The sequence below is a fragment of the Psychrobacillus sp. FJAT-21963 genome, from assembly GCF_001420585.1.
GTDB lineage: Bacteria > Bacillota > Bacilli > Bacillales_A > Planococcaceae > Psychrobacillus.
On record NZ_LJIY01000005.1, the window covers coordinates 14185 to 33122 of the forward strand.

32 protein-coding genes are annotated in these 18938 nt (G+C 38.9%); all 32 read right to left on the reverse strand.

Annotated features, from left to right (window positions below; all coding sequences use genetic code 11):
* Positions 1–30: 30 nt before the first annotated feature.
* The 32 genes from rplQ to AN959_RS12590 all read right to left on the reverse strand — a co-directional run bounded on the left by rplQ (position 31) and on the right by AN959_RS12590 (position 18898).
* Positions 31–411, reverse strand: coding sequence for a 50S ribosomal protein L17 (gene rplQ, locus AN959_RS12435; protein WP_053591342.1), 381 nt, complete (start codon positions 409–411; stop codon positions 31–33).
* Between the two features lie 53 nt (positions 412–464).
* Entirely contained in the window at positions 465–1409 is a 945-nt protein-coding gene (locus tag AN959_RS12440) for a DNA-directed RNA polymerase subunit alpha (RefSeq protein WP_053591341.1), read from the reverse strand.
* Positions 1410–1547: 138 nt separating this feature from the next.
* On the reverse strand, positions 1548–1937 hold the full coding sequence (gene rpsK / locus AN959_RS12445) for a 30S ribosomal protein S11 (RefSeq protein WP_053591340.1): 390 nt from the start codon (positions 1935–1937) through the stop codon (positions 1548–1550).
* Positions 1938–1962: 25 nt separating this feature from the next.
* Entirely contained in the window at positions 1963–2328 is a 366-nt protein-coding gene (rpsM, locus tag AN959_RS12450; RefSeq protein WP_053591339.1) for a 30S ribosomal protein S13, read from the reverse strand.
* A 23-nt stretch (positions 2329–2351) separates the two neighbouring features.
* Positions 2352–2465 carry a 50S ribosomal protein L36 gene (rpmJ, locus tag AN959_RS12455; RefSeq protein WP_003247619.1) on the reverse strand — a complete coding sequence of 38 codons (114 nt, stop codon included), beginning with the start codon at positions 2463–2465 and terminating at the stop codon, positions 2352–2354.
* Between the two features lie 37 nt (positions 2466–2502).
* Positions 2503–2721: a translation initiation factor IF-1 gene (gene infA, locus AN959_RS12460; RefSeq protein WP_016429904.1), complete on the reverse strand. Its 219-nt coding sequence runs from the start codon at positions 2719–2721 to the stop codon at positions 2503–2505.
* Positions 2722–3177: 456 nt separating this feature from the next.
* On the reverse strand, positions 3178–3831 hold the full coding sequence (locus AN959_RS12465) for an adenylate kinase (protein WP_053591338.1): 654 nt from the start codon (positions 3829–3831) through the stop codon (positions 3178–3180).
* Between the two features lie 67 nt (positions 3832–3898).
* A complete protein-coding gene (gene secY / locus AN959_RS12470; protein ID WP_056831183.1) occupies positions 3899–5191 on the reverse strand; it encodes a preprotein translocase subunit SecY in 1293 nt (430 codons plus the stop codon).
* On the reverse strand, positions 5191–5631 hold the full coding sequence (rplO, locus tag AN959_RS12475; protein ID WP_053591336.1) for a 50S ribosomal protein L15: 441 nt from the start codon (positions 5629–5631) through the stop codon (positions 5191–5193). Before rplO ends, secY begins: the two co-directional genes overlap by 1 nt.
* A gap of 32 nt (positions 5632–5663) precedes the next feature.
* Entirely contained in the window at positions 5664–5846 is a 183-nt protein-coding gene (gene rpmD, locus AN959_RS12480; protein ID WP_053591335.1) for a 50S ribosomal protein L30, read from the reverse strand.
* 15 nt (positions 5847–5861) lie between these two features.
* Positions 5862–6362, reverse strand: a complete 501-nt coding sequence (gene rpsE, locus AN959_RS12485; protein WP_053591334.1) for a 30S ribosomal protein S5 — start codon at positions 6360–6362, stop codon at positions 5862–5864.
* A gap of 21 nt (positions 6363–6383) precedes the next feature.
* Positions 6384–6743 (reverse strand): 50S ribosomal protein L18, encoded by a 360-nt coding sequence (gene rplR / locus AN959_RS12490; protein ID WP_053591333.1) that lies wholly within the window; start codon positions 6741–6743, stop codon positions 6384–6386.
* 30 nt (positions 6744–6773) lie between these two features.
* Complete coding sequence (gene rplF, locus AN959_RS12495; RefSeq protein ID WP_053591332.1) at positions 6774–7313, reverse strand: 50S ribosomal protein L6; 540 nt, start codon at positions 7311–7313, stop codon at positions 6774–6776.
* 30 nt (positions 7314–7343) lie between these two features.
* Positions 7344–7742, reverse strand: a complete 399-nt coding sequence (gene rpsH, locus AN959_RS12500) for a 30S ribosomal protein S8 (protein WP_053591331.1) — start codon at positions 7740–7742, stop codon at positions 7344–7346.
* A 29-nt stretch (positions 7743–7771) separates the two neighbouring features.
* Complete coding sequence (rpsN, locus tag AN959_RS12505; protein WP_053591330.1) at positions 7772–7957, reverse strand: 30S ribosomal protein S14; 186 nt, start codon at positions 7955–7957, stop codon at positions 7772–7774.
* Between the two features lie 18 nt (positions 7958–7975).
* Positions 7976–8515 (reverse strand): 50S ribosomal protein L5, encoded by a 540-nt coding sequence (gene rplE, locus AN959_RS12510; protein WP_053591329.1) that lies wholly within the window; start codon positions 8513–8515, stop codon positions 7976–7978.
* A 23-nt stretch (positions 8516–8538) separates the two neighbouring features.
* Positions 8539–8847, reverse strand: a complete 309-nt coding sequence (gene rplX / locus AN959_RS12515; protein WP_053591328.1) for a 50S ribosomal protein L24 — start codon at positions 8845–8847, stop codon at positions 8539–8541.
* A gap of 36 nt (positions 8848–8883) precedes the next feature.
* Complete coding sequence (rplN, locus tag AN959_RS12520) at positions 8884–9252, reverse strand: 50S ribosomal protein L14 (RefSeq protein WP_053591327.1); 369 nt, start codon at positions 9250–9252, stop codon at positions 8884–8886.
* A 44-nt stretch (positions 9253–9296) separates the two neighbouring features.
* On the reverse strand, positions 9297–9560 hold the full coding sequence (rpsQ, locus tag AN959_RS12525) for a 30S ribosomal protein S17 (protein ID WP_053591326.1): 264 nt from the start codon (positions 9558–9560) through the stop codon (positions 9297–9299).
* A gap of 18 nt (positions 9561–9578) precedes the next feature.
* Entirely contained in the window at positions 9579–9779 is a 201-nt protein-coding gene (gene rpmC, locus AN959_RS12530) for a 50S ribosomal protein L29 (RefSeq protein WP_053591325.1), read from the reverse strand.
* Complete coding sequence (gene rplP / locus AN959_RS12535) at positions 9769–10203, reverse strand: 50S ribosomal protein L16 (protein WP_053591324.1); 435 nt, start codon at positions 10201–10203, stop codon at positions 9769–9771. The genes rpmC and rplP overlap by 11 nt, the downstream gene beginning before the upstream one ends.
* A 1-nt stretch (position 10204) precedes the next feature.
* Positions 10205–10861: a 30S ribosomal protein S3 gene (gene rpsC / locus AN959_RS12540; RefSeq protein ID WP_053591323.1), complete on the reverse strand. Its 657-nt coding sequence runs from the start codon at positions 10859–10861 to the stop codon at positions 10205–10207.
* Positions 10862–10864: 3 nt separating this feature from the next.
* On the reverse strand, positions 10865–11209 hold the full coding sequence (rplV, locus tag AN959_RS12545) for a 50S ribosomal protein L22 (RefSeq protein ID WP_053591322.1): 345 nt from the start codon (positions 11207–11209) through the stop codon (positions 10865–10867).
* A 20-nt stretch (positions 11210–11229) separates the two neighbouring features.
* Positions 11230–11508, reverse strand: a complete 279-nt coding sequence (gene rpsS / locus AN959_RS12550) for a 30S ribosomal protein S19 (protein ID WP_053591321.1) — start codon at positions 11506–11508, stop codon at positions 11230–11232.
* Between the two features lie 60 nt (positions 11509–11568).
* A complete protein-coding gene (rplB, locus tag AN959_RS12555) occupies positions 11569–12399 on the reverse strand; it encodes a 50S ribosomal protein L2 (RefSeq protein WP_053591320.1) in 831 nt (276 codons plus the stop codon).
* Positions 12400–12441: 42 nt separating this feature from the next.
* The gene (gene rplW, locus AN959_RS12560) at positions 12442–12726 is read right to left on the reverse strand and encodes a 50S ribosomal protein L23 (RefSeq protein WP_053591319.1); all 285 of its coding nucleotides are present in this window, start codon (positions 12724–12726) and stop codon (positions 12442–12444) included.
* A complete protein-coding gene (gene rplD, locus AN959_RS12565; RefSeq protein ID WP_056831185.1) occupies positions 12726–13349 on the reverse strand; it encodes a 50S ribosomal protein L4 in 624 nt (207 codons plus the stop codon). The genes rplW and rplD overlap by 1 nt, the downstream gene beginning before the upstream one ends.
* A 25-nt stretch (positions 13350–13374) precedes the next feature.
* Entirely contained in the window at positions 13375–14004 is a 630-nt protein-coding gene (gene rplC / locus AN959_RS12570) for a 50S ribosomal protein L3 (RefSeq protein WP_053591317.1), read from the reverse strand.
* Positions 14005–14049: 45 nt separating this feature from the next.
* Positions 14050–14358 (reverse strand): 30S ribosomal protein S10, encoded by a 309-nt coding sequence (gene rpsJ, locus AN959_RS12575; RefSeq protein ID WP_004233624.1) that lies wholly within the window; start codon positions 14356–14358, stop codon positions 14050–14052.
* Positions 14359–14706: 348 nt separating this feature from the next.
* Positions 14707–16023, reverse strand: coding sequence for a Na+/H+ antiporter family protein (locus AN959_RS12580; RefSeq protein ID WP_053591316.1), 1317 nt, complete (start codon positions 16021–16023; stop codon positions 14707–14709).
* Positions 16024–16158: 135 nt separating this feature from the next.
* Positions 16159–18147, reverse strand: coding sequence for an FtsX-like permease family protein (locus tag AN959_RS12585; protein ID WP_056831187.1), 1989 nt, complete (start codon positions 18145–18147; stop codon positions 16159–16161).
* Positions 18137–18898 (reverse strand): ABC transporter ATP-binding protein, encoded by a 762-nt coding sequence (locus tag AN959_RS12590; RefSeq protein ID WP_056831189.1) that lies wholly within the window; start codon positions 18896–18898, stop codon positions 18137–18139. The genes AN959_RS12585 and AN959_RS12590 overlap by 11 nt, the downstream gene beginning before the upstream one ends.
* Positions 18899–18938 lie beyond the last annotated feature (40 nt).

The window sequence follows — 18938 nt, forward strand, 5'->3', positions numbered from 1 at the left end:
TAATTATGCAGTGCATGTATACACTTTAAATTAAACTAACTCAATTACTACAACAGGTGCTCCGTCTCCGCGACGAGGTCCAGCTTTCATAATACGAGTATAACCGCCTTGACGGTCTGCATAGCGTGGTGCTACATCATCAAACAATTTTTGTAATGCAAAAATTGTTGATTCATTACCTTCTTCATCAGTAGAAGTTACTACTTCACGACGAATGTAAGCAGCTGCTTGACGACGTGCGTGTAAATCTCCGCGTTTACCTAAAGTGATCATTTTTTCAACAACAGAACGTAATTCTTTTGCACGTGCTTCAGTAGTTTGAAGACGCTCATGAATAATTAGGTCAGTTGTTAAGTCACGTAACATCGCTTTACGTTGAGAACTTGTACGTCCAAGTTTTCTGTAACCCATGGATGTTTCCCTCCTTTGGTGAATAGTTCATATCTAGCTATATCAAAATTCGCTTAGTCTTCTTTACGTAATCCTAAGCCAAGCTCATCTAACTTCGCTCTTACTTCTTCTAAAGATTTACGGCCAAGGTTTCTTACTTTCATCATATCGTCTTCTGACTTGTTCGCAAGCTCAAGTACTGTGTTAATACCAGCTCGTTTTAAGCAGTTATAAGAACGAACAGAAAGATCAAGTTCTTCGATAGTCATCTCTAATACTTTTTCTTTTTGATCTTCTTCTTTTTCAACCATGATTTCAGCAGTTTGTGCCTCGTCGGTCATCCCTACAAAAATATTTAAGTGCTCTGTTAAGATTTTTGCTCCAAGCGAAATCGCCTCTTTTGGACCGGTGCTGCCATCTGTCCACACATCAAGAGTTAATTTATCGTAGTTTGCCAATTGACCAACACGAGTATTTTCCACTTGAAAATTAACGCGTGAAACTGGAGTATAAATAGAGTCGATCGGGATTACGCCGATAGGAAGATCCTCACGTTTGTTTTGATCAGCAGGAGTGTAGCCACGGCCTCGACCTGCATACATACGCATGCGGAAATGACCATTTTTGCCGATAGTTGCAATATAGAGATCCGGGTTTAATATCTCAACATCACTGTCATGTGTAATGTCAGCAGCTGTAACCGTTCCTTCTCCTTTTACATCAATCTCAATGACTTTTTCCTCGTCAGAGTAGATTTTCAAAGCTAGTTTCTTAACATTCATAATAATAGATGCAACATCTTCCACTACGCCTTCAATAGTTGAAAACTCATGTAAAACGCCATCAATTTGAATAGAAGTAACTGCAGCTCCTGGTAAAGAAGACAGAAGGATACGACGTAAAGAATTTCCCAAAGTATTTCCATAGCCACGTTCTAGCGGTTCTACAACAAATTTACCAAACTTGGCATTTTCGCTGATTTCTACACTTTCAATCTTTGGTTTTTCAATTTCGATCATTCCAATTTACCCTCCCTCAAAACATCGAATGTATAGGTTCTTTCCATCATATGAATTCGATCGTTTAACTGATTGCTGTTTGCACAACTTCAGTCTGTACAATAAATGATGTTCTCAAACAATGAGTTTCACCTATTATTACACGCGACGACGTTTTGGTGGACGGCAACCGTTATGTGGTACTGGTGTTACGTCTTTAATAGCTGTAACTTCTAGACCTGCAGCTTGAAGTGCACGGATAGCCGCTTCACGACCAGCACCTGGGCCTTTAACAGTTACTTCTAAAGTTTTTAAACCATGTTCCATGGATGTTTTTGCAGCAGTTTCAGCAGCCATTTGTGCAGCGAATGGAGTAGATTTACGAGAACCTCTGAATCCAAGAGCTCCAGCACTTGACCAAGAAAGTGCATTACCTTGCATGTCTGTGATAGTCACAATTGTATTATTAAATGTAGAGCGGATGTGAGCAATACCGGATTCGATATTCTTTTTCACACGACGCTTACGTGTTTGTTGTTTACGTGCCATGTTAGGAAGAAACCTCCTTTACCGATTATTTTTTCTTGTTCGCAACTGTTTTACGTGGACCTTTACGAGTACGAGCATTGTTCTTCGTATTTTGTCCGCGTACAGGTAAGCCGCGACGGTGACGGATACCACGGAAAGATCCGATTTCCATCAAACGTTTAATGTTTAGTGATACTTCACGACGAAGGTCACCTTCTACTTTGTATACACCGATTTGTTCACGGATTTTGTTTAACTCATCTTCTGTTAAATCGCGTACGCGAGTTTCTTCAGAAATACCAGCTTCAGCTAATACTTTTTGTGAAGTTGTTTTACCAATACCGTAAATGTATGTTAATGAAATAACAACGCGTTTGTCGCGTGGAATGTCAACACCAGCAATACGTGCCATATGTGTCGTGCACCTCCTTCTTATTAGCCTTGTCTTTGTTTGTGTTTAGGATTTTCACAGATTACCATTACTTTACCGCGTCGGCGAATTACCTTACATTTTTCGCAGATCGGTTTTACAGATGGTCTCACTTTCATCTAACCTAACCTCCTTAGTAGTCCGGAGTGCAAAAGATTATTTAAAACGGTACGTAATACGACCGCGAGTTAAATCGTAAGGAGATAGTTCAATTGTGACTTTATCTCCAGGTAAAATGCGGATAAAGTGCATACGAATTTTACCAGATACATGCGCAAGTATTGTATGACCGTTTTCTAATTCTACCTTAAACATCGCGTTTGGCAAAGTCTCAACAACTGTTCCTTCGACTTCAATTACATCATCTTTCGCCATCAACCCTGTCTCCCTTCTATATACAAATCAGGTTCTCATCAAAATTCAAACGTAATTTGCTGTTAGTATAGCCTCTAATGGAACGAAACTATTCGTTTTAAGCATATGTTTGGAAATCATGAGAGATGTTCGAAAGACACTCGTAAGGTTTCGCTTGTAGCAATCCACGGCGTAGACTGACTGGTAGAAACCTGTCTCCCTCATGTCAACATATTCGTACGAAAGTGTTGGATGAGTTCCATAGTACCCGTTCGTTACATAGATGCTTCCACGAAACCCATTATACCCCTTAAGTAGTGGAAATGCACGTGGACTAGGGGGCCCTCGTTTTTTGATACATTTCTTTCCCTAAGTTCGTATACCGGGCGCAATATGCTTTTGCAGCTCTCGAAAAAAACATTTCGTTCTTTGCATAATGCCCGGTTATTCAGTCAATCTGAGACAGGCACCGGGCTATTAAATGCGGTTGCCCTGTAACAGAGCATCAAGATCAGCAAAAACTTTTGAAATTTCTTGCTGTCCATCTATATTTGTTAAAACACCTTTGTTGTCATAAAAATCAAGCAAAGGTTGAGTTTGCTTCATATTTACTTCCAGACGGTTAGTAACCGTTTCGGGATTGTCATCCGCTCTTTGATAAAGCTCTCCACCATCTTTATCACAAACACCTTCTTTAGCAGGAGGGTTAAAGATTAAATGGTAAGCAGTGCCACACTCTTTACAAATGCGACGGCCAGTTAGACGTTTAATCAATTCTTCTTTTTCAACTTGAATGTTAAGCACATGCTCAAGTGATTTTCCAAGATCCGCAAGTAAAGCATCAAGTGCTTCCGCTTGAGGTACTGTTCTTGGGAAACCATCAAGTAAGAATCCTTTTTCACAATCTGGTTTACTCAATCTTTCACGGACAATACCAATCGTTACTTCATCGGGTACTAGTGCACCTTGATCCATAAACGATTTTGCTTTTAAGCCAAGTTCCGTGCCATCTTTAATTGCTGCTCGAAACATATCGCCTGTAGAAATATGAGGGATTGCGTACTTCTCAACAATTTTATCTGCTTGAGTACCTTTACCAGCACCCGGCAGACCCATTAAAACGATATTCATACGGAAATGCCCCCCTCAGGACTATTTTGTAGATTTTTAGGAACTATGTCGTTCCTAAAAACCAACATTATTTCATAAAGCCTTTATAATGACGCTTAACTAATTGTGATTCTAGCTGTTTCATCGTTTCAAGTGCAACACCTACAACGATTAGTAAGCTTGTTCCGCCAATTTGTGCAGATTGCGGTAATCCCGCAAACTTAACAAACAATAAAGGCATAACGGAGATCACAGCAAGGAAAATAGAACCAACAAAAGTTAATCGATATAATACGCTAGTCAAATAATTTTGTGTGTTAATTCCTGGACGAATACCTGGAATATACGCACCTTGCTTTTTCAAATTGTCCGCTACATTCTCTGGATTCACTTGAATGAATGCATAGAAGTAAGAGAACGCAATGATTAAAGCAATATAAATTATCATTCCAACTGGTTGCGTGTAATCTAATGCATTTGATATAAAATCAGTTACCTTATTCTGACCAAAAAATAAAACAATAGATTGTGGTGCCATAAGGAAAGCTGATGCAAAGATTACTGGAATAACTCCCGCAGCATTTACTTTTAAAGGTAAGTGTGTTTGTTGACCGCCTGTTTGAGCAGTACCAGCAACACGTTTCGCATATTGAATTGGAATTTTACGTAACGCTTGTGTTACATAAATTACCCCAACTGTAACTGCGATGACTGCCAATAGAAGTAAAACCATTACGATTATATTAATAAATAGTGCATCACCAGCATCTACAATTTGTTGTGCATATAGTTGGTTTACTGCATTCGGAATTGCAGCAGCGATACCAGCGAAGATAATGATAGAAATACCATTACCAACACCTTTTGCTGTAATCTGCTCACCTAACCACATTAAGAATGCAGTTCCTGCAGTTAACACAATAGCAATAACAAGGTATGTCATGATGCCTTCGTCATTTATTAAAGAACCACTATACATACGGTTGAATCCGTAAGACATCGCGATTGCTTGAATAAAAGCTAAGATAATTGTGAAGTAACGAGTGAACTGAGCAAGCTTCCGTCTTCCGACTTCCCCTTGTTTTGACCACTCTGTGAACTTCGGTACAACATCCATTTGTAACAATTGAACAATGATGGAAGCTGTGATGTATGGCATGATTCCCATTGCTAAAATAGAGAAGTTAGCAAGGGCTCCACCACCAAATGTATTTAAAAATCCGATCAAACCTAATTGATCTGTTTGTTTTAAAACATTTGCATCGACATTCGGCACTGGAACAAATGTACCAAGACGGAAGACGATTAACATCAATAAAGTAAAAATGATTTTATTTCGAATATCTCTCACACGCATAAAGTTGGAGATTGTCTGAAACATTAAACCACCTCAGTTTGTCCGCCAGCGTTCTCAATTGCTTCTTTAGCTGACGCAGAGAATTTGTGAGCTTTTACAGTTAACTTTTTGTCAAGTGATCCATTACCAAGAATCTTAATACCAGACTTCTCACTGCTCACAACACCTGTTTCGATTAATAGAGCAGGTGTTACTTCTGTGCCTTCTTCGAAACGATTTAATGTGTCAAGGTTCACAATTGCAAACTCTTTACGATTAATGTTCGTAAATCCACGTTTTGGTAAACGACGGAATAATGGGTTTTGACCGCCCTCAAATCCTGGACGAACCCCACCGCCTGAACGAGCGTTTTGACCTTTATGACCTTTACCTGCAGTTTTACCATTACCAGAACCGATACCACGGCCTACACGATTACGTGTAGAACGAGATCCTTCTGAAGGTTTTAACTCATGTAGTTTCATATGGTGGCACCTCCTTATTCTTAAATTAAACCTTAAATTTCTTTCAAAGTTACTAAGTGAGCTACTTTGTCAACCATTCCGCGGATAGCGGCGTTGTCTTGATGCTCAACTGTTTGATGCATTTTACGTAGTCCAAGAGCTTCAGCTACTTTGCGTTGATTTGGTTTAGTACCAATCAGGCTTTTAGTAAGGGTAATTTCTAATTTAGTTGCCATTGTAATTTCCCCCCCTTATCCTAACAGTTCTTCTACTGATTTACCACGCAATTTAGCAACGTCCTCAGCGCGTTTTAGTTGAGTCAATCCTTCTAATGTAGCACGAACCATGTTGATTGGTGTGTTAGATCCAAGTGATTTAGATAGAATATCAGTGATACCAGCTAATTCTAGTACCGCACGAACCGGTCCACCAGCGATAACTCCTGTACCAGGTGCAGCAGGTTTAACTAGAATAGAACCAGCTCCAAAGCGTCCAATTACTTGGTGAGGAGTTGTTCCGCCAACTCTTGGCACTTCCACTAAATTTTTCTTCGCATCTTCAACAGCTTTACGGATTGCATCTGGAACCTCTTGAGCTTTACCAGTACCAAATCCTACATGTCCATTCTTGTCACCGACAACTACTAATGCAGTAAAACGGAAACGACGTCCACCTTTTACAACTTTAGCAACACGGTTAATCGTAACTACGCGTTCTTCAAGTTCAAGTTTGTTTGGGTCAATACCACGCATGAAATATGTCCCTCCTTCTTCTTAAAATTCTAAGCCGTTTTCACGTGCAGCTTCAGCTAACGCTTTAACACGTCCATGATATAAGTAACCGCCACGGTCGAATACAACAGATTTGATGTTTTTTTCAACAGCGCGTTTTGCAATGATTTCACCGATTGATTTAGCAGCTTCAACATTTCCAGCTGTTCCATCAAAGTCTTTATCCATAGTAGACGCACTCACAATTGTCAAACCTTTTGAATCATCGATCAGTTGCGCGTAAATATGTTTGTTAGAACGGAATACATTTAAACGCGGACGTTCAGTAGTACCCGTGATTTTTGTACGAACACGTGCATGACGTTTTTTACGAACTTGATTTTTGTCTTGTTTCGTAATCACAGTGGTCACTCCTTTCTAATGCGCGATGCATTATTTACCTGTTTTACCTTCTTTGCGGCGTACAACTTCGCCTTCGTAACGAATACCTTTACCTTTGTAAGGCTCTGGTGGACGAACAGCACGAATGTTAGATGCTAATGCACCAACGCGTTCTTTGTTAATACCGCGAACGATAACTTTTGTATTTGAAGGAACTTCAACTTCAAGTCCATCTTCAGGAGTGAACTCAACTGGATGTGAGTACCCTACATTAAGTACAAGTTTCTTACCTTGTAGTTGTGCACGGTAACCTACCCCAACTAATTCAAGTCCACGTTCAAATCCTGCAGAAACACCAGTGATCATGTTTGCTAATAAAGCACGAGTTGTTCCATGAATTGTACGGTGTTCTTTAGATTCTGAAGGACGTACTAAAGTAATTACAGTACCTTCTTGCTCAATTTTAATATCTTGGTTAAAAGATGTTGTTAATTCACCTTTAGGTCCTTTTACTACTACTGTATTATCTTCGTTGATAGTTACAGTAACACCTGCAGGAACCTCTATTGGTTTTTTACCTACTCGAGACATTTTGTTGCACCTCCATTCGTTTGTTGATTATTACCAAACGTAAGCTACGATTTCTCCGCCAACTTGTTTAGCGCGAGCTTCTTTATCTGTTAATAAACCATTTGAAGTAGAAACTAAAGCGATTCCTAAACCGTTAAGAACTTTAGGCACTTCGTTTGTTTTAGCATAAACACGTAGACCAGGTTTTGAAATACGTTTCAAACCAGTAATAACGCGTTCGTCGTTTTGACCATATTTTAAGAAGATGCGGATAATTCCTTGTTTGCTATCTTCTACATATTCAACATCACGAACGAAACCTTCGCGTTTTAAAATTTCAGCGATTTCCTTTTTCATGTTTGAAGCAGGAACTTCTAATTTCTCGTGACGAACCATGTTAGCATTACGAATGCGTGTAAGCATATCTGCAATTGGATCTGACATTGTCATTACATTTACCTCCTTCCCAGTATAGGGGTTTACCAGCTTGCTTTTTTAACGCCAGGAATTTGTCCCTTGTATGCAAGTTCACGGAAACAAATACGGCAAAGCTTAAATTTACGATATACAGAGTGCGGACGTCCACAACGCTCACAGCGTGTGTATTCTTGCACTTTGAACTTTGGCGTACGTTGTTGTTTAACGATCATTGATTTTTTAGCCACGTTTTCGCCTCCCTTATTTTACTTTTGGAATGGCATGCCGAATTGTGTTAATAACTCACGAGCTTCTTCGTCAGAGTTCGCAGTTGTTACAATTACGATGTCCATACCGCGTACTTTCGAAACTTTATCATAATCGATTTCAGGGAAGATTAATTGCTCTTTAACTCCAAGAGTGTAGTTACCGCGACCGTCAAATGCTTTTTTAGAAACACCACGGAAGTCACGTACACGTGGAAGAGAGATAGCGATTAATTTATCCAAAAAGTCATACATACGTTCACCACGTAGAGTAACTTTTGCACCGATTGGCATTCCTTCACGAAGACGGAATCCAGCGATCGATTTTTTAGCTTTCGTAATTACAGGTTTTTGACCTGCGATGATTTGTAATTCTTCTACAGCAGCATCAAGTGCTTTTGTGTTAGAAACTGCATCGCCCACACCCATATTGATAACAATTTTATCAACTTTAGGTACTTGCATTACTGAGTTATATTCAAACTTGCTCATTAGAGCAGGAGAAACTTCCTTAAGATATTTTTCTTTTAGGCGGTTCATGTGTGTACCTCCCTTCTTTTTACTTATTTAATAATTTCACCAGATTTTTTCGCAACACGAACTTTTTTGCCATCTTCTACTTTATAACCTACGCGAGTCGGCTCGCCAGTTTTAGGGTCGATTAACATAACATTCGATACGTGAATTGCAGCCTCTTGACTAACAATTCCGCCTTGCGGATTAGCTTGGTTTGGCTTCATATGTTTTTTGACGATGTTTACACCTTCAACTAACACACGGTCTTTCTTAGGATAAGCAGTTAGGATAACACCTGTTTTCCCTTTGTCTTTACCTGAGATTACCTTTACTTTGTCGCCTTTTTTAACATGCATTCTGTCGCACCTCCTTGATTGGCACTTTCATGTAAATTAAAGAACTTCTGGAGCTAAAGATACGATCTTCATGAAGTTGCTATCGCGTAGTTCACGAGCAACAGGTCCAAAAATACGAGTTCCACGTGGTCCTTTATCATCTTTAATGATAACGCAAGCATTTTCATCAAATTTGATATAAGTACCATCTTTGCGGCGTACGCCGCTTTTTGTGCGAACGATAACAGCTTTAACGACGTCACCTTTCTTGACAACGCCACCTGGTGTTGCTTTCTTAACTGTACATACGACGATATCGCCGATATTAGCAGTTTTACGCCCAGTACCACCAAGTACTTTAATAGTTAAAACTTCACGTGCACCTGAGTTGTCAGCAACTTTCATACGAGTTTCTTGTTGGATCACTTAGGTAACCTCCCTTCGGAATTAATTAGTTCCGAAATTCATTATTAGATAATAACCGCTTTTTCTACAACTTCTACTAGACGGAAACGTTTTGTAGCAGATAGCGGACGAGTTTCCATGATGCGAACGATATCGCCGATTTGGGCTACGTTTTGCTCATCATGAGCCTTAAATTTCTTAGAATACTTAACACGTTTACCGTATAATTTATGTTTTTTATGAGTTTCAACTAAAACAGTGATTGTTTTATCCATTTTATCAGAAACTACACGGCCAGTGTATACTTTGCGTTGATTACGCTCAGTCATGCCTGAAAACCTCCTTTATCAGTTGTTTGCACTGATTTCTCTTTCGCGAATCACAGTTTTCATACGCGCAATCGCTTTACGTACTTCACGAATGCGAGCTGTGTTTTCTAATTGACCAGTCGCCAATTGGAAGCGAAGGTTGAAAAGCTCTTCTTTCAGTGATTTCACTTTTTGTTCGATTTCTGCAGTGGTAAGTTCACGGATGTCATTAGCTTTCATTAGATTCACCACCAATTTCTTGACGTTTAACTACTTTACATTTAACAGGAAGCTTATGTGATGCTAAGCGAAGCGCTTCACGAGCGATCTCTTCAGATACACCAGCAATTTCAAACATAACTTTTCCTGGTTTTACTACTGCTACCCAACCTTCAGGAGCCCCTTTACCGGAACCCATACGAACCTCTAGAGGCTTTTTAGTGTAAGGTTTATGTGGGAAAATTTTAATCCATACTTTACCGCCACGTTTCATGTAACGTGTCATTGCAATACGAGCTGATTCAATTTGACGGCTTGTGATCCAGCTAGCTTCTGTAGCTTGTAGACCGAATTCACCGAATGAAACTTCTTTACCGCCTTTTGCTTCACCACGCATTTTTCCACGGTGTTCACGACGGTATTTAACGCGTTTAGGCATTAACATATTATTTGCCTCCTTCCTCAGAGTTCTTCTTCACTGGAAGGACTTCACCACGATAGATCCATACTTTAACGCCTAGCTTACCATAAGTTGTGTCAGCTTCAGCATGTGCATAATCAATGTCAGCACGTAATGTATGAAGTGGTACAGTACCTTCACTATAGTGTTCAGCACGCGCGATATCAGCGCCGCCAAGACGTCCAGATACTTGAGTTTTAATACCTTTAGCGCCTGCACGCATTGTGCGTTGAATTGCTTGTTTTTGAGCGCGACGGAAAGATACGCGGCTTTCTAATTGACGTGCGATACTTTCTGCTACTAATTTAGCATCTAAGTCTGCTCTTTTAATTTCTACGATGTTGATGTGTACACGCTTGCCAGTAGTATCGTTTAAGTGTTTACGAAGTGCTTCAACTTCAGTACCACCTTTACCGATTACCATTCCTGGTTTCGCAGTGTGAATTGTAATGTTTACACGTTTTGCAGCACGTTCAATTTCTACTGTAGAAACTGATGCATCTTTCAAACGAGTTTCAATGTACTTACGAATTTTTAAATCTTCGTGTAGTAGAGTTGCATAGTCTTTACCAGCGTACCATTTTGACTCCCAGTCACGAATAATACCTACTCGTAATCCTATTGGATGTACTTTTTGACCCACGAATTATCCCTCCTTCTTCTCAGATACCACTACTGTGATGTGGCTTGTACGTTTGTTAATAGCACTTGCACGACCCATAGCACGTGGACGGAAACGTTTTAGTGTTGGACCTTCGTCAACGAAGACTTCAGAAACAACTAAGTTGTTAACATCTAAATCATAATTGTGCTCAGCGTTAGCGATAGCAGATTTTAATACTTTCTCAACAACAGGTGATGCTGCTTTAGGAGTAAGTTGTAAAATTGCAACTGCTTCACCGACTTGCTTACCTCTGATTAAATCTACGACTAATCTTACTTTACGAGGAGCAATGCGCACTGTTTTAGCAATAGCTTTTGCTTGTGACATTTGAATGACCTCCTCTCAAATTAGCGTCTTGTTTTCTTATCATCTGCACCATGACTTTTATAAGCGCGTGTTGGTGCAAACTCGCCTAGTTTATGACCTACCATATCTTCAGTAATGTATACAGGAACATGTTTACGTCCGTCATATACTGCGATCGTTAAACCGATGAAAGTAGGGAAAATAGTAGAACGGCGAGACCAAGTCTTAATCACTTGTTTTTTCTCAGAGTCCTTTTGTGCATCGACCTTTTTTAATAAATGATCATCTGCAAAAGGTCCTTTTTTCAAGCTACGACCCATGCTGGAACCTCCCTCCGTGATTGCACCACGGTTCTTTCTTTGAACCGTAGTAAAACCACTTTATTTTTTACGACGACGAATGATAAGTTTGTCGGATTTGTTTTTCTTGCTACGAGTTTTGTATCCAAGAGTTGGTTTACCCCATGGAGACATAGGTGACTTACGACCGATTGGCGTACGTCCTTCACCACCACCGTGTGGGTGATCGTTAGGGTTCATTACAGATCCACGTACAGTTGGGCGGTTACCTAACCAACGATTACGACCAGCTTTACCAATGTTCACAAGTTCATGTTGTTCGTTTCCTACTTCACCAACAGTTGCGCGGCAAACACCTAGGATTAAACGAACCTCACCAGATTGTAAACGTACGATTACGTATTTACCTTCTTTACCAAGTAATTGAGCAGATGTACCAGCAGAACGAACTAACTGACCACCTTTACCAGGTTTCATTTCAATGTTATGGATAGTAGTACCCATTGGAATGTTTTGTAATGGAAGAGCGTTTCCTACTTTAATATCAGCTTCAGGACCTGACACGATTGTCATGCCAACTTCTAAGCCTTTAGGAGCTAGGATGTAACGTTTTTCCCCATCAGCATAATTGATCAATGCGATATTCGCAGAGCGGTTTGGATCATATTCAATAGTGGCAACGCGTCCTGGAATGCCATCTTTGTTTCGTTTGAAATCGATGACACGGTATTGGCGTTTGTGTCCACCACCATGATGACGAACAGTAATTTTACCTTGATTGTTACGGCCGCCTTTACGCTTCACAGGAGCAAGAAGTGATTTCTCAGGTTTGTCAGTTGTGATTTCAGCGTAATCTAACGATGTCATGTTACGACGTCCGTTTGACGTTGGTTTATACTTTTTAATCGCCATTTTTTTCCCTCCTTCTTGAGTATTAAATTCCTTATATAAGGATTAGATTTCGAATAACTCGATTTCTTTACTATCAGCAGTTAATGTAACAATCGCTTTACGACGTTTGTTTGTATAACCACCGAATTTACCTACACGTTTGAATTTACCTTTGTAGTTCATGATGTTAACTTTTTCAACATCTACTCCAAAGATTTCTTCAACAGCATATTTAACTTGTGTTTTGTTAGCGCGAGTGTCCACTTCGAAAGTGTACTTTTTATCTGCCATTACTTCAGAAGAACGCTCGGTAATGACCGGACGTTTAATAATATCACGTGCTTCCATTAACCAAGCACCTCCTCTACTTTTTCTACTGCAGCTTTAGTCATCACTAATTTTTCGTGACCAACTAAATCTAAAACGTTAATGCCTGTAGCAGACACAACTGTGATTCCAGGGATGTTACGTGCTGCTAACGCTACGTTTTCATCTAAATCAGCAGTTACGAATAACGCTTTTTTATCGATGGAAAGGTTAGATAACACTTTCACCAATTCTTTTGTTTTTGGTGCATCGAACGCTAAACCTTCAAGTACTACGATGCTTTCTTCGTTCACTTTAGATGAAAGAGCTGAAAGAAGAGCTAGACGACGTACTTTCTTAGGTAATTTATAGCTGTAACTACGTGGAGTCGGACCAAATACAATACCACCACCACGCCATTGTGGAGAGCGAATTGAACCTTGACGAGCACGACCAGTTCCTTTTTGTTTCCAAGGTTTACGGCCACCACCAGCTACTTCAGAACGGTTTTTCACTTTGTGATTACCTTGACGAAGTGATGCGCGTTGAGCAATGATAGCTTCAAATAAAACAGATTCGTTTGGCTCAATACCGAAAACTTTATCGTTTAACTCGATTTCGCCAACAGAAGATCCTGCTTGATTGAATAAAGATACTTTTGCCATTCCTGTTTCCTCCTTTCTTCAGAGATTATTTCGATTTAATAGCAGCTTTTACAACTACTAATGATTTACGAGAACCAGGAACATTACCTTTAACAAGTAGTAAGTTACGTTCAGCATCCACTCTTACGATTTGTAAGTTTTGGATTGTAACTACATGCCCACCCATTTGACCAGGTAATTTCTTTTGTTTAAATACGCGGTTCGGAGCAACTGGCCCCATTGAACCCGGACGACGGTGGTAACGAGATCCGTGGGCCATTGGTCCACGTGATTGTCCATGACGTTTAATAACACCTTGGAAACCTTTACCTTTAGTAACACCTGTTACATCAATTACATCGCCTTCTGCGAAACTTTCAACGTTGACTTCTTGACCAACTTCGTAATTAGCTGTATCCAAGCCGCGGAATTCGCGGATGAAGCGCTTAGGAGCAGTGCTCGCTTTAGCTACGTGCCCTTTCGCTGGTTTGTTAGAAAGCTTTTCTCGCTTATCTTCAAAACCTAACTGAATTGCTTCGTAACCGTCTGTTTCTACTGTTTTCTTTTGAAGTACTACGTTTGGAGTAGCTTCAATAACAGTTACAGGGATTAAGTCACCGTTCTCAGCAAATACTTGCGTCATACCGATTTTTCTACCTAAGATTCCTTTGGTCATCCGTCACACCTCCTATAATAATTAGTTGTTTTTTATTTTTTACCATTAAAGTTTGATTTCAATATCAACGCCAGATGGTAAATCAAGCTTCATTAACGCATCAACAGTTTGTGGTGTTGGGTTAACGATATCGATCAGACGTTTATGCGTACGCATTTCGAATTGTTCACGAGAATCTTTGTACTTGTGAACAGCACGAAGAATTGTGTACACAGACTTCTCAGTCGGAAGTGGAATCGGACCTGATACACTTGCACCTGAACGTTTAGCAGTTTCCACAATTTTCTCAGCAGATTGATCAAGGATTCTGTGATCATACGCTTTCAAACGGATACGAATTTTTTGTTTTGCCATTATTTTCCCTCCTTTTCGCCTATTTTCTAGACATTCTCCACGAAAATTTTCCGTACACTCGCCATGGCAAAGCGGCCGGGTGTGTCGGTAACCTCTCGCTTCATCGCAGTCAAAGACCAACATTCAACATTATATACAAAATAAAATAATTCCGCAAGTGTTTTTACGAAATTCTTTTTAAATGTTGATATATTATTTCTCTTAACTAATAAACTAGCTTCTTTAAGCCGTTTATCAGTATACAAAACTATCGCTATTATTTCAAATGAAACGATAAATTAAGTTGTTAATGCCTTTCTTATATATATAAAGGACGCTCCATTAAATGAGCGTCCTTTACTTCCCTAACTATAGAACATACATAACCGCGATCCATCCAAAGAGAACTAGCGGTATGTTGTAACAAATAAATGTAGGTACACATGTATCCCAAATGTGATTATGCTGTCCGTCTACACTTAACCCAGCAGTCGGACCAAGAGTTGAATCAGAAGCTGGTGACCCTGCATCACCTAATGCTCCTGCTGTCCCAATCAAAGCAATGGTCGCTAGTGGACTCAATCCTAACTCCACTGATAGTGGTACAAAGATAGCTGCTATTATTGGAATAGTAGCAAATGAAGAACCAATTCCCATCGTCACTATTAATCCTATTATTAACATGATTAATACGGCCAAACTAACATTACCCTCTAATAACTCTGCAGACGCCTTCACTAATGATTCAACATGACCAGTGGCATTGATTACTGCCGCAAAACCATTTGCAGTAATCATTACAAACCCAACAAACGCCATCATACGCATGCCTTCAGTTAACAATTGATCTGCTTCTTTCCATTTAAGAGCACCACTTACATACAGAACAGTAATACCTGCAAGCGCCCCAGCAATCATCGAATCAGTTACTATTTGTACGTATAACGCTGCAATCAATGCGATAACTGTAAAGATTATACTACTTTTCTTCACATTTACCTCAAGTTCTTCTACGACAACATCCTCTTGCTTATAAACTCTTGGTTTACGATATAATACAAACGCTAGTACTAATCCAAAAACCATCCCTAATGCTGGAACAGCCATAGCTTTTGGAATATCACTAAGTGCAATCTCTAGACCAGACAATCCCATTTGTGTTGCTACAATTTGTTGATAAATCGCGCCAAATCCGTATGGAAGGAACATATAAGGTGTTATTAAACCAAACGCTAAAATACACGCAATTAATCGACGATCCACATGTAACATATTTAAGACTTTCAAAATCGGAGGAACTAACAAAGGAATAAAAGCGATATGGATCGGGATTAAGTTTTGTGAGAAGATCGCCATCATAAGTAACAATAAAAACACCAATACTTTAGCTAATCCTGCTTTCTGTGAATCTCCTTCTCTTTTCACAAGCTTCAATATGACCCCTACTAACAATTCCGGTATACCTGTTCTCGAAATCGCAACAGCAAAGCCCCCTAATAATGCGTAGCTTAACGCTATTGTCGCTCCAGCACCTAATCCACCCGTAAATGCCTCAATTGTTTCCGTGACTGATAGGCCGGCTGTAAGACCCCCTATAAGAGCACCTATAATTAACGAGAATACAACATTGATTCGAAGTAAACTCAATATCAACATAACTCCTACTGCAACTAATACAGCATTCATATATAACCCTCACTTTCACACACTAGATTACTAATATACTAAAGTTTAATTGTTATTCACACATATGTCAATACGAAAACCCCTTTGCTATAGGCGCAAAGGGGCTTTTGTTCATATAAAGTTCTTATATTTTCCTTAAAGTGACTCATTTACTACTTTTCTATAGTAACCTACGGAAAGAAATGCAAATACAGAATATAAGACTACATATATACTCATGGTGATTAACAACGGTGCTACTAGCTCTGTACCAAAAAGCATCCAACCGGATTTCACCGCAAAGTAACTATGTGCTAGACCAATAACTAATGGTATCCCGAAGTTAAACAATTGCTTTTTATAGATTCCTTTCATTATTTCGTTCGTTGTAAAGCCAATTTTTCTTAATATAGTAAAGGATGCCTTTTCTTCTTCCGCTTCGCTCATTTGTTTAAAATATAAGATACTACCCGTCGTCATTAAGAATGCTAAGCCTAGAAATCCTGTAATAAATATTACTAGCCCCATCATATCTAAAGTTGAAAGTCGATATTCTTCCTGCGAATCCATATTTATAACTTCATTCTCAGCATTATTTGCAGTTACTTCAAAATGACCATCATTCGTTGTTTCTTCATATATGGATTGAGTTTCTTCTTTTTTCGAACGATCCACTAAATCGATACCTACTTGTTTCGTCCAATTTGTTTGTTGCTGGATTAAGCTATCTTCTGTTAACTTTTCAAATTGAGCGTCCGAAACAACAATCATCATACCACCCCCGGTGAGATAGTATGCAAGTAATGACTCCTCTCTTATTTCTTTTATAGTAATAGACACGTCGCCATTAGTAGTAGTGAGCTGTACAGGTCTATTTCCTTCGATCTTCACAATTTCTGACATCATGTTGCTATAGCCTGTAACAAAGCCTTCTCCTTCTTCTAAACTAAGTCCAGGTATCACTTTTTGAGCATCACTCAATTTAGCCACCGGCATCTCTGTCTTTGTCATTATACTTAAGCCATTTGGAATATCACTCACATATAACTTCGAAGTATCTATCTCTACATCCAAGAGCTCTATCGTTGTTTCTTTGTAACTAATCTTCTTTTTCTCCAATTCATCCACAAAACTTTGTCCTTGATCGTTCAACAGCACGTAGTCGAACGGAATATTTTGCTTTGCCATGGAACTAGCGGAATAATAAGAAATATAGGATAGACAAAGAATTCCCAAAGCAGTTGCAGATAAAACGGTAATTGTTGTGAGAGACATAGCATTCGATTTCATTCGATGCATAATCGGGGAAAGTGATAATACATCTTCAATAGACAAATGACCTCTTTTTTGCTTTCGAATTAAATTCATTAGGAATGCTACTGAAAAACGAAAAACAAAAAATGTCCCGATAATTGTTGACCCTAAAATGCTAAGCATTTTAAACAGTAGTTCGTTAACATTATCACTTTCTATTTCAAATAGATTCGTTGACAAATAATATCCGTACCCAATCATTACAAGACCGATAAAACCAAGAAACATTTGAAACCCACTAAATCTTTTAACTCTTGTATCAGCTGTTGCCGTTGCTGTAAATAATGCCAGTAAAGAAACACGTCTGATACTAAGCATCGTTTGAGCTAAAACTAAAATTAGAAGTACCAGAAATACTAATATCGTCATTTGTAATGCTTCGATCGAGAAGATTAACTCTACTAGAACATCTTTTTCTAAAATTCGCAGTAGTATCATCGCAAAAATTCTAGAAGTCAAAAAACCCAATGAAACTCCTATTCCAATTGCCCCGATCCATAAAATTGTATTTTCTAGCGCCAACAATCTTGTTACAAGCCCTTTTGACATTCCAATTAGTTGATACAATCCAATTTCTTTGCTTCTTCTCTTCATAAATAGACGGTTTGCATATAAAACAAAAAACACCACAATAAATAACAATAAATAGGATGCAGCTTTTAGACCAGCTATTGCTTTTACGCCATGTGAAATTTCTACAACACTTGGATTGTATTGAAGTGTTACAAAAGAAAAATAAAGCATCACACTAAAGATTAATGCAAAGAAATACAAGTAATAATGCTTAATATTTTTCTTCATGCTACGGAAAACCAGTTGACTAAGCGTCATATCCATCACCACCAAGCACACCTTGAATGTTCATTATTTCTTGGAAAAACTGTCCACGATCCTTTTCCCCTTTATATAATTCTGTATATAATTGTCCATCTTTTAGGAATAGAACGCGAGAACAAAAGCTTGCTGCTACAGGATCATGGGTAACCATCATAATTGTTACTTTTTTATCTTTATTTATCTTCTCTAAGTTACTTAATAGTGCCGTAGCAGCTTTAGAATCGAGAGCTCCTGTGGGCTCATCTGCAAATACTATAGATGGATTGCTGATTAATGCACGTGCTGCTGAGGTTCTTTGTTTTTGTCCACCGGAAATTTCATTTGGATATTTATTTGCCAGTTCTTCTATCCCTAATATTTTCGTTAGCTCTTTAAATCGTTCTTCAGACTCTTTTTTAGATATTTTACTAATGGAAAGTGGTAATAATATATTTTCTTTTACTGTTAATGTGTCGAGTAAGTTATAATCTTGAAAAATAAATCCTAATTGTTCTCTGCGAAAGTTGGATAATTCACGTTCCCTCATCGTACGTAAATTATGTCCACTAATTTCAATTACTCCTTCTGTCGCTTGATCAATAGAAGCTAGCACATTAAGTAGTGTCGTTTTCCCAGACCCTGATGGACCCATTATTCCAACGAATTCTCCTTCTTGTACGTCCATATTAATTCCTTTTAACACTTCTTGAGCCGATAACTTTTTACCATATACTTTTTTTATTTTACGACCGCTTAAAATAGTCATGCATTTACCTCCTACATTTTACTAACTTTATTGTACGGTT

Coding starts and splice junctions, on each gene's coding strand:
- rplX (WP_053591328.1), bottom strand. CDS start 8,847: ATGCATGTTAAAAAAGGCGACAAAGTAAAGGTAATCTCAGGTAAAGAC.
- rplB (WP_053591320.1), bottom strand. CDS start 12,399: ATGGCGATTAAAAAGTATAAACCAACGTCAAACGGACGTCGTAACATG.
- rplQ (WP_053591342.1), bottom strand. CDS start 411: ATGGGTTACAGAAAACTTGGACGTACAAGTTCTCAACGTAAAGCGATG.
- infA (WP_016429904.1), bottom strand. CDS start 2,721: ATGGCGAAAGATGATGTAATTGAAGTCGAAGGAACAGTTGTTGAGACT.
- AN959_RS12585 (WP_056831187.1), bottom strand. CDS start 18,147: ATGACGCTTAGTCAACTGGTTTTCCGTAGCATGAAGAAAAATATTAAG.
- rpsH (WP_053591331.1), bottom strand. CDS start 7,742: ATGACAATGTCAGATCCAATTGCAGATATGCTTACACGCATTCGTAAT.
- rpsS (WP_053591321.1), bottom strand. CDS start 11,508: ATGGGTCGTAGCTTGAAAAAAGGACCTTTTGCAGATGATCATTTATTA.
- rplC (WP_053591317.1), bottom strand. CDS start 14,004: ATGACCAAAGGAATCTTAGGTAGAAAAATCGGTATGACGCAAGTATTT.
- rpsM (WP_053591339.1), bottom strand. CDS start 2,328: ATGGCACGTATTGCTGGTGTTGACATTCCACGCGACAAACGCGTTGTT.
- rpsQ (WP_053591326.1), bottom strand. CDS start 9,560: ATGACTGAGCGTAATCAACGCAAAGTATACACTGGCCGTGTAGTTTCT.
- rplF (WP_053591332.1), bottom strand. CDS start 7,313: ATGTCTCGAGTAGGTAAAAAACCAATAGAGGTTCCTGCAGGTGTTACT.
- AN959_RS12590 (WP_056831189.1), bottom strand. CDS start 18,898: ATGACTATTTTAAGCGGTCGTAAAATAAAAAAAGTATATGGTAAAAAG.
- rplE (WP_053591329.1), bottom strand. CDS start 8,515: ATGAACCGCCTAAAAGAAAAATATCTTAAGGAAGTTTCTCCTGCTCTA.
- rpsJ (WP_004233624.1), bottom strand. CDS start 14,358: ATGGCAAAACAAAAAATTCGTATCCGTTTGAAAGCGTATGATCACAGA.
- secY (WP_056831183.1), bottom strand. CDS start 5,191: ATGTTTCAGACAATCTCCAACTTTATGCGTGTGAGAGATATTCGAAAT.
- AN959_RS12440 (WP_053591341.1), bottom strand. CDS start 1,409: ATGATCGAAATTGAAAAACCAAAGATTGAAAGTGTAGAAATCAGCGAA.
- rpsE (WP_053591334.1), bottom strand. CDS start 6,362: ATGCGTGGTATTGACCCAAACAAACTTGAACTTGAAGAACGCGTAGTT.
- AN959_RS12465 (WP_053591338.1), bottom strand. CDS start 3,831: ATGAATATCGTTTTAATGGGTCTGCCGGGTGCTGGTAAAGGTACTCAA.
- rplW (WP_053591319.1), bottom strand. CDS start 12,726: ATGGAAGCACGTGATATTATTAAACGTCCGGTCATTACCGAGCGTTCT.
- rpsK (WP_053591340.1), bottom strand. CDS start 1,937: ATGGCACGTAAACAACAAACACGTAAGCGTCGTGTGAAAAAGAATATC.
- rplD (WP_056831185.1), bottom strand. CDS start 13,349: ATGGCAAAAGTATCTTTATTCAATCAAGCAGGATCTTCTGTTGGCGAA.
- AN959_RS12580 (WP_053591316.1), bottom strand. CDS start 16,023: ATGAATGCTGTATTAGTTGCAGTAGGAGTTATGTTGATATTGAGTTTA.
- rplO (WP_053591336.1), bottom strand. CDS start 5,631: ATGAAACTACATGAGTTAAAACCTTCAGAAGGATCTCGTTCTACACGT.
- rplV (WP_053591322.1), bottom strand. CDS start 11,209: ATGTCACAAGCAAAAGCTATTGCTAAAACAGTGCGCATTGCTCCTCGT.
- rpmD (WP_053591335.1), bottom strand. CDS start 5,846: ATGGCAACTAAATTAGAAATTACCCTTACTAAAAGCCTGATTGGTACT.
- rplP (WP_053591324.1), bottom strand. CDS start 10,203: ATGTTAATGCCTAAACGCGTTAAATACCGTCGTGAACACCGTGGAAAA.
- rpmJ (WP_003247619.1), bottom strand. CDS start 2,465: ATGAAAGTGAGACCATCTGTAAAACCGATCTGCGAAAAATGTAAGGTA.
- rpmC (WP_053591325.1), bottom strand. CDS start 9,779: ATGAAAGCTAATGACATCCGTGAACTTACCACTGCAGAAATCGAACAA.